Annotated in this window: 8 protein-coding genes; all 8 read left to right on the top strand. The window is 36.1% G+C overall.

The genetic code is table 11. The annotated features are described in order from the left end of the window. The first annotated feature begins 265 nt into the window (after positions 1-265). Positions 266-3,274 carry a SusC/RagA family TonB-linked outer membrane protein gene (locus BUA98_RS07620; RefSeq protein ID WP_072971010.1) on the top strand — a complete coding sequence of 1,003 codons (3,009 nt, stop codon included), beginning with the start codon at positions 266-268 and terminating at the stop codon, positions 3,272-3,274. Between the two features lie 18 nt (positions 3,275-3,292). After that, positions 3,293-4,819, top strand: coding sequence for a RagB/SusD family nutrient uptake outer membrane protein (locus tag BUA98_RS07615; RefSeq protein ID WP_072971009.1), 1,527 nt, complete (start codon positions 3,293-3,295; stop codon positions 4,817-4,819). Positions 4,820-4,899: 80 nt separating this feature from the next. Beyond that, on the top strand, positions 4,900-6,075 hold the full coding sequence (locus tag BUA98_RS07610; RefSeq protein WP_072971008.1) for a glycoside hydrolase 5 family protein: 1,176 nt from the start codon (positions 4,900-4,902) through the stop codon (positions 6,073-6,075). 165 nt (positions 6,076-6,240) lie between these two features. After that, positions 6,241-7,284 (top strand): glycoside hydrolase family 43 protein, encoded by a 1,044-nt coding sequence (locus BUA98_RS07605; RefSeq protein WP_072971007.1) that lies wholly within the window; start codon positions 6,241-6,243, stop codon positions 7,282-7,284. Next, positions 7,285-9,039 carry an exo-alpha-sialidase gene (locus BUA98_RS07600; RefSeq protein ID WP_072971006.1) on the top strand — a complete coding sequence of 585 codons (1,755 nt, stop codon included), beginning with the start codon at positions 7,285-7,287 and terminating at the stop codon, positions 9,037-9,039. It abuts the gene before it with no gap. A gap of 124 nt (positions 9,040-9,163) precedes the next feature. Continuing rightward, a complete protein-coding gene (locus BUA98_RS07595) occupies positions 9,164-10,978 on the top strand; it encodes a glycoside hydrolase family 2 protein (RefSeq protein ID WP_072971848.1) in 1,815 nt (604 codons plus the stop codon). 236 nt (positions 10,979-11,214) lie between these two features. Continuing rightward, positions 11,215-12,243, top strand: coding sequence for a glycoside hydrolase family 43 protein (locus tag BUA98_RS07590; protein ID WP_072971005.1), 1,029 nt, complete (start codon positions 11,215-11,217; stop codon positions 12,241-12,243). 21 nt (positions 12,244-12,264) lie between these two features. Continuing rightward, entirely contained in the window at positions 12,265-13,440 is a 1,176-nt protein-coding gene (locus tag BUA98_RS07585) for an aldose epimerase family protein (RefSeq protein WP_072971004.1), read from the top strand. Positions 13,441-13,473 lie beyond the last annotated feature (33 nt).

The raw sequence follows: 13,473 nt of genomic DNA, 5'->3' as shown, positions 1-13,473 counted from the left end.
TGAATCATTTTATTTTGAATTAAAATCATCTACTTTGAATTTTCAAATAAATCATATTGATAAAATTTAAGCAAAAAAAATACGCTATCAATAAAATAAAGTTTGAAAAAATACATCATTAATAATTTAACAGAAAAATGAACCCATTCTTATTAAAGAACAATATTAATTATTTTTTTGTTCGCATCCCGGACGATTAAAATTTTTTAATATGACTTTACAAAACCAACCAAAAAAATGAAAAACTATCTAAAATGAAAAATCAATGAAAACAAAGTTCACTCAAATTTTAAAGCAGAGATATTACCTCTTGTTTTTCTTTAGTTTATTATTACAGCAAACTTACGCCCAACAACAAATTACGGTTACGGGAACAGTTACTTCAGAAACTGGAGAACCAATTCCTTTTGCGAATGTTTTAATAAAAAATACAACAAACGGTGCTTCTACCGACTTTGACGGAAAATATTCTATTGTAGCCAAATCAAATCAGACTTTGATTTTTAGCTCCCAAGGATACAAAACCACAGAAATTGCTATTAACAATCAAACTACTGTAAATGCTACTTTAAGCGAAGATGCAATGAAACTTGATGAGATTGTTGTTGTAGGTTATGGTTCACAACAGAAAAAAGATCTTACAGGAGCGGTTTCACTAGTAAAAGCAGACGAAATCACAAAAAGACAGGTTACAACTGTTGCTGACGGATTACAAGGTTTAGTTACCGGTGTAAAAGTTCGTGGTGGCGGACGCCCGGGACAGGAAGCCAATATTGAAATTCGTGGTTTAAAAAATCTTCAAAACACGAATCCATTATATGTAATTGATGGTTTAATTACTTCCGCTAACAGAGATTTTAACCCTAACGATATCGAAACTATTCAGGTTTTAAAAGATGCATCGGCGGCTGCCATTTATGGTTCCAGAGCAGCAAATGGTGTGATCATTATTACAACCAAAAAAGGTAAAAAAGGACCACTTAAGGTTGAAGTTTCGGCAAAAACAAGTTTTACCACTATGCCAAGATATGATTTAATGGGAACTGAAGAGTTTGCAAAATATAATAATATGGCGTACGATAATGCTGGGTTTACAAGACAAAATCTAAATATGGCAGTGAACACAGACTGGCAGGATGAAGTTTTTGAAACAGGTATGATTCAGGATTACAATGCCAGTTTTGCAGGCGGAGGAGAAAATTCTACTTTTTTCATGTCGGCAAATTATTTTGGAAATGAAGGAACAGTGGTAGGGACTGATTTTGACAGAATCTCTTTCCGTGTAAACTCAAGCGGTTCAAAAGGAATTTTCAGTATTGGAGAAAACTTAGCCATCAGTAATTCAAAAACAGATGAAATGTCTGGAAACCCAATTATTGATGTATACAGATTAACACCAACAATTCCGGTTTACGATCCTTCTAATCCCGGAGGATACGGCTACGGAAAACAAGGTGTTGCCGATACCTTTGGAACAAATCCGTTGGCGATTGCAGATTTTGCTAATACTACAAATGAAAATTTCAGAATTAGAGGAAACATCTGGTCAGAAATAAAATTTGCATCGTGGTTGAAATACCGTTTCAATTTTGGATATGAAACTAGTGTTGATTCTTATGAGTTTTTAAGAAAAGTAGGGAACTGGTCACTAAACCAACCGCCAGATCAATCGTACACAGATCAAAATAGAGGAAGATCGCAAACAATGTTGTATGAAAACACATTAACTTTCAAGAAAGAATTTGGAAAACATGATATTACTATTTTAGCAGGTCAGACTTTTCAAAAAGATACTTATGACCAAATTTACGGGACAAAGAGAAATCTTCCAATAAATTCAGCAACAGGTCAATATTATACGGTTTTAAATCAGGGAGATTCGCCTGTAGTAGGAGGTTTCATAAATGAAGCTGCTTTGACATCTTATTTAGGAAGATTAGAATACAATTATGATAATCGTTATTTATTCAATGCTGTGATCAGACGTGACGGATCATCAAGATTCAGTGATGGTAATAAATGGGGTAATTTCCCATCGGTTTCAGCGGGATGGAGAATCAGCAATGAATCTTTTTTTAAATCAGAATTCATAAAAGACTTAAAATTAAGAGCAAGTTACGGAGAATTAGGTTCTGGAAATATTAGAGAATATGAATCTAAAAGCTTCATTAATAATTTCGGACAGGTTGTTTTAGGAGACGGACAAACTTTATATCCTTCTGCAACTCAGGTAAAACTTGCCAATTCTGAATTGCGTTGGGAAAAATTAAAACAAACCAATGTGGGGTTAGATCTAGCGGTTTTAAATAATGATTTGCGTTTTACAGCAGATTATTTTATTGCCCGTACAGAAGATGTTTTATTTGGTTTTCCAATTTTATTAACTACAGGAAATGATGGAGGAAACCCAATTTCTAATGCTGCGACTGTTGAAAATAAAGGTCTTGAGCTGGAATTAGCGTACAGCAAAAAAATCAATGACTTCTCTTTTAATGCTTCTGTAAACTTCACAAAAGTAAATAACAAACTGGTTGCTTTAGGGAACGGTCAAAATGAAAACATTGTTGGAAATACTATGACGCGTAGCGGAAACCCTGTTGGAATGTGGTATGTACTGCAAACAGATGGATTATTTCAATCTGCAGAAGAAATTCAGAATTATAAAAATGCAGACGGAAAAGTTATTATGCCAAATGCTGTACCTGGAGACATTCGTTTTAAGGATGTTAACGGTGATGGAGAAATCACAACCGAAGACAAAGACATTGTTGGAAGTCCGTGGCCAGAATTTGAAATGGGTTTAAATGCCGGAGCGGAGTATAAATCTTTTGATTTCTCTATGAACTGGATCGCTTCACACGGAGCTACTGTTTACAACGGATTTAGAAGCGTCGTAGATCGTTTTGACGACAATAGTAATTACAGAACAGGAATACAGCCATGGACACCTGAAAATCCAAATACTGATTTTCCTAGAATTACAAAAGGTTCAACCTTAAATTCAAGAGGAGATAGTGATCGTTTCTTAGAAAGCGGTGATTTTATCAGATTAAAATACGTTGGGTTTGGATACAACTTGCCTGATAGTGTTTTACAAAAATCAGGAATTACCAGAGCAAGACTAACAGTATCAGCACAAAACGTAATTACAATTTCTAAGTACAAAGGATTGGATCCTGAGTTCAGCAACAGTAATATTTTTGAGAGAGGTGTAGATAATGGTGCTTTCCCAAACCTTCAGACTTATTCTTTTGGAGTTGAGTTTAGCTTTTAATTTTAAAAAAACAGCATAATGAAAAAAATAATAATAACAACCGTAGTTTTTTTAGGTCTCTTTTTCGCATCATCTTGTGAAAATGAATTAGACCTGAACAGTCAGACTGATATTGAAACAGAACAATATTGGAAAACTGAAAGTGATGCACAAGCCGGAGTCAACTCTATTTATGCCATGTTTTATAAAGATGGATTGTGGGCACGATGGATGTATTTCCGTTTAGATTTAACTTCTGATGAGGGGTATAGTGTAAGCCCATGGACAGAATTGGCAGACTGGACCAGATTCAATTACATCAATTATAATTTTTGGGAAGGGAACAATGTAACCTGGAGAGATACTTACAAAGCTGTTTTTAGATGTAATCAGGTATTAGCCAATGTTCCGAATATCACTTTTCAAAATGAAGATGATAAAAAGAAAATTATAGCTCAGGCTAAATTTTTTAGAGCATTACATTATTACTATGCAGCTATTCTTTGGGAAAATATTCCATTGGTTTTAGAACCTTCTACGCCAGCTGATTTACCGGAGCAAAGAAATGTAACTGAGGTTTGGGCTCAGATCGAAAAAGATTTGAATGAAGCTTACGCAGATTTACCAAGAGATTGGGCAGGAGATCAAACAGGACGACCAGATAAGGGAGCGGCAAAAGCTTTTCTTGCAAAAGCGTATATGCAACAACACAAATGGACTGAAGCAAAAGCGGCTTTAGAATATTTAATTTCTGGTGATGGAGCTAAATACAGCCTGGTTTCTAACTACAGAGACAACTTTACAGATATTAATGAAAACAACAATGAATCTGTTTTTGAAATCCAGTTTGGAGATCAGAGAAAAGGAGGAACTGGTGAAGATCCAAATGCTGCAGTTTCAAGCAATCGTGCTCAGTTTTTTGCACCAAGAAGTATTGGATGGTCTGACGGACAGGCTCGTTTTTGGTTGATCAATGCTTTTAAAGAGGAGCAAAATAAAGATGGTGATCTTGATATTCGTTTAAGATGGACTTTATATTATCCAGATTTATTAGCTGATTTTGGAGACAAAACCTATGGTAAAGATTGGGAATGGAATAATAACGAGGCATGGTTTAGAAAAGGTAGCCGTGATTATTATAGAAATAATGAAGATTATTATAGCCAGGTGAATTACAGACTAATTCGTTATGCAGATGTTTTATTACGTTATGCTGAAGTTTTGAACGAATTAGGAAATACTGCTGGTGCTTATCAATATGTTGATTTAGTTAGAGCACGTGTAAACATGAATACTCTTGCCGCAGCTCATCCTGAAATAGGAAATGATCACGATAAGTTTTTAGAAAGATTAAAAATGGAAAGAGTTTTAGAATTAGCCGGTGAAAGTGTTCGCTGGGAAGATTTAAAACGTTGGGGCGATTTAGATACGCAGGCTTCTGTTGATAAAATAGCACTTCGTGATCCTGATTTCAAAAACTTTACAGTTGGTAAAAACCAAAGATTGCCAATTCCGCAGGTTGATGTAGATAATAACCCAAATCTGGATCAACACCCAGAATATTAAACTATTTTTAAGGGAATCAGTTTACTCAAAGCTGATTCCCTTATCATAAAGAACGATTGTTCATAATACGAAAAGTGATAATGAGAAAAATAAAATTGTACCTAACGCTTACGTTAGCAGGGCTTTTATTGCTTAGCTGCAACAAAACAAAAAGCAATTCTGAAGAAAATAAAAACGAAACAGCCACAGTCGAAAAAAGAGAAATCTGGACCAAAGAACAGGCTAATAAATGGTATACAGAACAGCCCTGGCTGGTAGGTGCCAATTATTACCCAAGTACAGCCATAAATCAGTTAGAAATGTGGCAGGCCGATACTTTTGATGCTAAAAGAATTGATCAGGAATTAGGCTGGGCCGAGGGAATCGGAATGAATGTAATGCGTGTTTATCTTCATGATTTACTGCACAAACAAGATGCCGAAGGACTTTACAAACGCATGGATACATTTCTGGGAATAGCAGATAAACATCATATCAAAATATTATTTGTTTTGTTTGATTCGTGCTGGGATCCGTTTCCGGTTTTAGGCAAACAACGTGCTCCAAAACCGCATACGCATAATTCAGGATGGGTTCAAAGTCCGGGACAAAAGGTATTACAGAATTCAAAAGAATATCCTCGCTTAGAGAAATATGTAAAAGAAACAGTTTCTAAATTTAAAGACGACAACCGTATTTTGGGTTGGGATGTTTGGAATGAACCGGATAATATGACGGGACCATCGTATGAAAAAGTTGAAATTAAAAATAAAGCCGATTTGATTCTGCCACTTTTAAAGGATGTTTTTGTGTGGGCGAGAGAAAGCAATCCGTCACAGCCATTGACTTCCGGAGTTTGGGTTGGAGACTGGAGCGATGAAGCTAAAATGCAACCAATGCACAAAATGCAGATCGAACAATCTGATGTAGTTTCTTTTCATAATTACAATACTCCTGCAGATTTCGAAAAAGTAATCAAACAATTGCAACGCTACGGAAAACCTTTGTTATGTACAGAATACATGGCAAGACCAAACGGAAGCACTTTTGAAGGTTTCTTACCAGTTGCCCGAAAATACAACGTTGGAATGATCAACTGGGGATTAGTCGACGGAAAAACCCAAACAAAATATGCATGGGACAGTTGGACGAAAACATACACTGCAGAACCAGAAGTTTGGTTTCACGAAGTATTTCATACAGACGGAACGCCATACATTAAAGCCGAAACAGATTTGATTAAAAAGATGACTTCGGAGGCTAATAAGAAGAATTAGATAATCAGTCAATTAGATAATTAGATAATGCAGCACAATCCTTGTAATAATTATCTAATTATCAAATTTTCTAATTGGCACATTTAAGAAATTTTCTAATTGGCACATTTAAAAATTCTAATTATCTAATTGGCACATTTTCACATTCAATTAAAAGTAATAAACATGATAAGACAACTTATTTTTCTAGGAATTTTGTGGGTTGGAATTTCTGCGAAAGCGCAACAGCCAGATCCGCCGGGACAGGTGAAGGGAACTGAAAAACCTAAAAACGAAGCCTATCTTTTTGCACACATGACGCATAAGGATTATGGCAGATTGTATTATTCGGTTAGTTTGGATGGTTTGCATTGGGATAATTTAAATGATGGAAAAAGAGTTTTTGAAGACTATAAAGGCCATCCGGATATCTGTAAAGGGCCTGATGGGAAATATTACATCGCAGGAAATACGGGTGATGATGCCAAAAGCATCAATATTTGGGTTTCGGATGATTTAATTACCTGGAAAAAACATTCCGATTATACACCCGATTTAAAAAGTACGCCCGATTATGCGAATGCTTTACAACGCATTGGGGCACCAAAACTGTACTACGATGCACCTTCAGAAAAGTTCATTATGACTTGGCATACACCGCATCTTGACGGAACAAAAGAAGATCCCGAGCGTTATTGGGCAAGTCAGCGAACCTTATATGTTTTGTCTAAAGATTTAAAAACTTTTGAAGGAACACCAAAACGTTTATTCGACTGGGATATGGGAACGATTGATGTTTTCATCCGTAAAGTAGGCGATTCTTACTATGCCGTTATCAAAGATGAAACCTACCCAACTTTGTATTGGACAACCGGAAAAACGATCCGAATTGCAAAATCAAAATCACTTTTAGGGCCTTATTCTTTGCCTCAGCAATCTATCAGTCCAAATTTTAGAGAAGCTCCAATGTTGATTCCTTCACCGGATGATAAAGCCTGGTATATGTATTACGAGCAATATCCGGGAGTTTCCTACGGATTATCAATTGCAGATAACCTAAACGGACCTTGGTTTCAGGCTTCAGGTTACACTTTTTTTGCCGATTGGGACAAATACAGTTTTCCTGAAAAAGTGCGTCACGGTTGTATGGTACCTATCTCAAGAAATGAATATGACAGTTTGGTGAAAAAATTTGGCTTGACCAAAACCGAATCAAAACCCAAGAAATAAATGAAAAATATAAATAGTTTTTTGCTGGGATTCATTTTTATTCCGCTGCTTTCCTGCAGTGATTCTTCAAATGATCCAATTGCCGAAGAACCGGTTGTCGTAACGCCAATTGGTTCCAAACCTGCAACAGAAGGCATCAGAATAGCTTGGGATTATACAACGCTGACTCAAATTTCAGATAAAAACAGTTCTGATTACAATGGTTACGCCAGATTAATTCAATTAGACAGCAAAAAAATGATTTGTACGTATGAAGCTGGAGGTGCCATTTTGGTCAAAACCAGCAATGATTTGGGTACAACGTGGAGTGCACCCATTAAGGTGATTTCAGGAACAGCTTCCGTAAATATGACAACGCCTGATATTTTGCAATTAAAAGATGGCTCGATTCTGATTTGTTATAATCCGAGACCAATTGCAAATAATAGTGGTGCAAATTTTTCTATAAACACCATTAAAAGTATTGACGGAGGATTGACCTGGACGGATAATAAAATTGTTTATGAAGCGGCAGCAGAATTTGAAAACGGCTGTTGGGAACCTTCAGCATTACAACTTCCGAGCGGAGAAGTTCAATTATTCTTTTCTAATGAAAATGTATATAGAAGTTCGAATGAACAAAATATATCATTGCTTCGTTCTGCTGATAATGGTTCTACCTGGTCGACAACACCTGAAATTGTGAGTTTTAGATCTGGGAAAAGAGACGGAATGCCATCGCCGATTCTGTTGAAAAATCAAAATGAAATTGTATTTTCAATAGAAGATAACGGTACAAACAATCAGTTTAAACCTTATATCATTCGAAATACACTTTCAGAAAACTGGAAACAAACGGTTGATGCCTCCAGCAATAACAGAAATTATGCTTTAGCAGAAGAAATAAATGTTGCTGCCTACGCAGGTGCACCTTATTTGGCTCAGTTAAGTACAGGTGAGGTTTTAATGTCTTATCAGGGAACAGAAAACAGAGCCACGAATGATATTAATAATGCTGAAATGAAAGTCGTAATCGGAACGAATCAGGCCAGAAATTTTGACAGGAAATCGGTTCCGTTTTTAATTTCTGCCGAAAAATCTGCTTTATGGAATAGCATTGCAGTTTTAGATGACGATACCGTTATTGCGCTCACTACTACAAATCAATTTGGCAATTCATCTCAGGTATGGATGATTAAAGGCCGTGTTTTACCCGAAATTAATGCAGCAAATGCAACAGCAGTAATTGACGGACAAAGCAACGAAGTCGAATGGAAGAAAACAAGTCCTGTTTTTATTGGTCAAAATGGACCAACACAACTGGAAGCAAATTTTAGTTATGATGCCTCGTTTTTGTATGTTTTTGCAAAAGTGAAAGACAGCGAGGTTGTGAACGCAAACAGTATTGGCGAAAGCGATGGTTTTAATCTGTATTTAGATCCAAAGAATCAGAATTTAGTAGCACCAGGAAATTCAATTTTTAAATTAGAATTTGGACAGACAGCTGCATTTTCAATATATGAGGGCGAAAATAGTCAGTGGAAGAAATCAGATAAGATTCAGGGAATTGTTTCAACAACTGTAAAAACAGCTACGGGATATCAGATAGAAGCAAAAATTCCATGGAGTTTATTAGGTGGCATACCGTCAAAACAAACAAGAATGGGCTGTAATGTAGAACTAAGAACAAAAGGCGGCACAAGTTATTTAGAAAGTATTTCGAGCAATATAGCTGAAAAACCGTATTCTTGGTCAAGCCTGAAATTGAATAATTAAGAATAAAGAATAGTGAAATAAAATTCACCTAAAAATTGGTTAGTTAAGTTAGTGTTTGGAATTACCAGGCTTTTGTGGAAATAGCCTGGTAATTTATTTAATGTCTAAAAAAAGGAAAATTGTAATGAGAAATAAAACGATAATGCTGGTTGCCCTGTTTTTAGGATTTGCAGCAAATGCACAATGGAAACCACAAGGAGATAAAATCAAAACAAAATGGGCATCGCAGGTTGATCCGAATAAAACGTTACCTGAATATCCCCGTCCGATTATGGAGCGCAGCCAATGGAAAAATCTGAATGGTTTATGGAAGTACGCCATTCAGGATTTTGGAAAAACAGCACCTTCAAAATATGATGGGCAAATTTTGGTTCCGTTTGCGGTAGAATCTAGCTTGTCTGGTGTGATGAAACAAGTGGGAGCAGAGAAGGAACTTTGGTATGAAACCAATTTTTCTGTTGAATCAAATTGGGAAGGCCAGAACATTCTTTTGCATTTTGGTGCTGTCGACTGGAAAACAGAAATCTTCATTAACGATATAAAAGTAGGTTCGCATACTGGCGGTTACACTCCGTTTTCATTTGATATTACGCCTTTTATCAAAAAAGGAAGTGCACAAAAATTGGTGGTAAAAGTTTGGGATCCTTCAAACGATGGGCCACAGCCAAGAGGAAAACAAGTCAAAAATCCGGAAGGAATTTGGTACACACCGGTTACCGGAATTTGGCAAACCGTTTGGATTGAGCCGGTAAATGCTAAAAATATTACCAATTTAAGATCGACTCCAAATATTGATCAAAACAGCATCAGCATCAAAGCAGAAGTTGCCGGAGCAGAAATAGGTGATATTGTTGAAATTGCTGTTTTTGAAGGAACAAAGGAAATCGCTAAGGAGAAAGCGGTTGTTGGAGAAAGTTTGGATATTGTTTTGAATAATCCAAAATTATGGTCACCGGAAAGTCCGTTTCTATATCAGACAAAAATTAGTTTAATCAGCAAAGATAAAGTGGCTGATGAAGTAAAGAGCTATTTTGCTATGCGAAAAATTTCATCAAAAAGAGATGAAAACGGTATTGTAAGAATGCAGTTGAATAACAAAGACTATTTTCAATTTGGTCCATTAGATCAAGGCTGGTGGCCTGACGGATTATATACTGCGCCAACAGATGAAGCTTTGAAATACGATATTATTAAAACAAAAGAATTAGGTTTTAATATGATTCGCAAACACGTAAAAGTAGAGCCAGATCGCTGGTATACACATTGTGACCAATTGGGAATTTTGGTTTGGCAGGATATGCCGAGCGGAGACGATCAGCCGATTTGGCAAGACAGAAAGTATTTTGATGGGACTGAATTACAGCGTTCTGCAAAATCAGAAGACATCTACAGAAAAGAATGGAGAGAGATTATGGAACACTTATATTCTTATCCGAGTATTGTAGTTTGGGTTCCGTTCAACGAAGCCTGGGGTCAATTTAAAACGGTCGAAATTACAGAATGGACAAAAAAACAGGATCCAAGCCGATTGACAAACTCCTCTAGTGGAGGAAATCATTTTCAGACCGGAGATATCTTAGATTTACACCATTATCCTGGACCAGAAATGTATTTATATGATGCCAGAAGAGTAACTGTTTTAGGCGAATATGGTGGAATTGGTTTGCCAATTGAAGGCCATTTATGGAGAGCCAATGACAATTGGGGATATGTAAAATTTAAAAATGAAAATGAGGTTACTACTGAATATATTAAATATGCGCAAGTCTTAAAGAACTTTGTGAAATCAGGATTTTCTGCGGCAGTTTATACACAAACAACCGATGTTGAAGGAGAAGTAAACGGATTTATGACATATGACAGAAAAGTTGATAAAATGGACTTTAAAAAGGTCAATAAAATAAATACGGAGGTGATTAATGCCTTAAATCAAAAATAGGATTTTTTTAAACACATAGGAACATAGGATTTTAGTGTTGAAAAATAAGGTAGAAGAAACTAGTTTCTACACATAGCATTACGTATTCCTGCGTAAGACAGCTTTGTCAAAGTTTAAAACTTTGACAAAGCTTCCCGTAAAGCTATGTTTTTTAAAACAAGTGAAACGCCTTTTTCGGACAAAGAAAAACTATGTCCCTATGTGTTTAAAACACGCCAAACAATAAAAAAATAAAAATGAAAAAGTACTTAATTCTCTTTTTGCTAATGATTGTTTCTGCTGGATATTCGCAGCAAAAAACATTCTCGAATCCGCTTTTGCCTTCGGGCGCAGACCCTTACAGTACATACTACAAAGGCTATTATTACTATACTAATACACTGGGAAACAGATTGGTTTTATGGAAAACCAAAGATTTGTCTGATTTAAAAAATGCTCAAAGCAAAACGATTTGGGAAGCTCCAAAAGGAACCGATTATTCGGCAGAAATATGGGCGCCGGAATTTCATATTATTAACGGAAAATGGTACGCTTATTTCGCCGCAGATAATGGCGATAACAACAACCATCGTATGTATGTTTTAGAAAATAAAGCATCAGATCCGTTTAAAGGAAAATGGGAATTTAAAGGAAAAATTGCCGCAAAAACGGATAAATGGGCCATTGACGGAAATGTATTTGAATACAAAAAACAGCTGTACATGATTTGGGCAGGCTGGGAAGGCGACACAAACGGACAGCAGAATATTTACATCGCCAAGATGAAAAATCCACTTGAAATTGAAGGGGATCGTGTTTTAATTTCTTCCCCAACACATGGGTGGGAAACGCACGGAGCACTGAATGACCCTGTAAATCCGCCTCAGGTAAATGTTAACGAAGGCCCGCAGTTTTTACAAAATAGGGATAAAATTTTCATAGTGTTTTCGGCCAGCGGCTGTTGGACAGATTTCTATGCATTGGGGTTATTAAGCTTCAATGGCGGCGATAATTTATTAGATGCAAATGCCTGGAAAAAAGCTGAGGAGCCTATTTTCAAGCAATCAGAAGAAAACAAAGTGTACGCACCGGGGCATAATTCGTTTTTTAAATCTCCAGATGGAAAAGAAGACTGGATTTTGTATCACGCTAATTCAAATCCGGGTGAAGGATGCGGTGATAAAAGATCACCAAGAATGCAAAAAATCAACTGGGATGCAAACGGATTTCCAGTTTTGGGCGAACCGGTAAGCGAAGAAACGCAATTGGCTATTCCATCAAAATAAAAACATTTTAAAATCATCAAAATGAAAAATATTCAAATAGCAGCGGTTGTTTTGCTGGCACTTTTTCAATTTAATTGTAAAGAAAATAAAAAAGAAGTTCCATCTTCTGAAACAACTTCTGAAATAAAAACAGACTCGGTTAAAGCCGTTTTAGAAACTAAAAATTTCGACACTCTAATTGATGGAAAAAATGTCAATTTATATTGGATTGAAAACAAAGGAATAAAAGCAGCTTTCACCAATTACGGAGGAAGATTAATTGGCCTTTGGGTTGCCGATAAAAACGGAAAACAAACCGATGTTGTAGTGGGAATGAACAGCGCAAAAGGCTTTAAAACTTCAACGGAACCTTATTTTGGAGCAACTATCGGTCGTGTTGGAAACCGTATTGCAAAAGGGAAGTTTACTTTAGAGGGAAAACAATACCAGATACCTTTAAACAATGGGAAAAATGCTTTGCACGGCGGTATAAAAGGGTTTCAGGATGTGGTTTGGGATGTCAATAAAACGAATGAAAACACTTTGGTTTTTAGTTATATTTCTCCAGACGGAGAGCAAGGTTTTCCTGGGAATTTAACGGTAAAAGTGACGTACACAATTGAAGCGGATCAAACCATTAAGATGGAGTATGAAGCAACGACGGATAAAACGACTTTGGTGAATTTAACGAATCATGCTTTTTTTAATTTGAATGGAGAAGGAAGCGGTTCAATTCTAAATCACGAACTTCAGATTTATGCTAATGAATTTACGCCAGTTGATGAAGGTTTAATTCCTTCAGGCGAATTAAAATCGGTTAAAAATACGGCTTTCGATTTTACTTCAAAACATACTATTGGCGAAAGAATTGAAACCAAGGATGAACAATTGAAATTCGGAAAAGGCTATGATCATAATTATGTCTTAAACGGTACAAAGAAAAAGGATCTGAATCATGCAGCTACAATTTCGGGTGATAAGTCGGGAATTACGCTTGATATATATACCCAAGAACCTGGTTTACAGTTTTATAGCGGGAATTTCATGCAGTCTAAAAACACTTTTAAATCGGGAGCCAAAGACGATTTTAGAACCGCATTTGCCTTAGAAACACAACATTTTCCAGACGCTCCAAATCAGCCAAAATTTGCGCCAATTGTTTTGAAACCGGGACAAAAATACCATACGGTTTCTTATTATCAGTTTTCTGTGAAGTAATTATAATTAGATAATTAGATAATTGGATAATTA

It is taken from the genome of Flavobacterium saccharophilum, from assembly GCF_900142735.1.
GTDB lineage: Bacteria > Bacteroidota > Bacteroidia > Flavobacteriales > Flavobacteriaceae > Flavobacterium > Flavobacterium saccharophilum.
This window is presented reverse-complemented; position numbering and strand designations above follow the sequence as displayed.

Excerpts from the sequence above, each read along its gene's own strand:
- BUA98_RS07620 (WP_072971010.1), top strand. The coding sequence starts at position 266 with ATGAAAACAAAGTTCACTCAAATTTTAAAGCAGAGATATTACCTCTTG.
- BUA98_RS07595 (WP_072971848.1), top strand. The coding sequence starts at position 9,164 with ATGAGAAATAAAACGATAATGCTGGTTGCCCTGTTTTTAGGATTTGCA.
- BUA98_RS07615 (WP_072971009.1), top strand. The coding sequence starts at position 3,293 with ATGAAAAAAATAATAATAACAACCGTAGTTTTTTTAGGTCTCTTTTTC.
- BUA98_RS07600 (WP_072971006.1), top strand. The coding sequence starts at position 7,285 with ATGAAAAATATAAATAGTTTTTTGCTGGGATTCATTTTTATTCCGCTG.
- BUA98_RS07590 (WP_072971005.1), top strand. The coding sequence starts at position 11,215 with ATGAAAAAGTACTTAATTCTCTTTTTGCTAATGATTGTTTCTGCTGGA.
- BUA98_RS07605 (WP_072971007.1), top strand. The coding sequence starts at position 6,241 with ATGATAAGACAACTTATTTTTCTAGGAATTTTGTGGGTTGGAATTTCT.
- BUA98_RS07610 (WP_072971008.1), top strand. The coding sequence starts at position 4,900 with ATGAGAAAAATAAAATTGTACCTAACGCTTACGTTAGCAGGGCTTTTA.
- BUA98_RS07585 (WP_072971004.1), top strand. The coding sequence starts at position 12,265 with ATGAAAAATATTCAAATAGCAGCGGTTGTTTTGCTGGCACTTTTTCAA.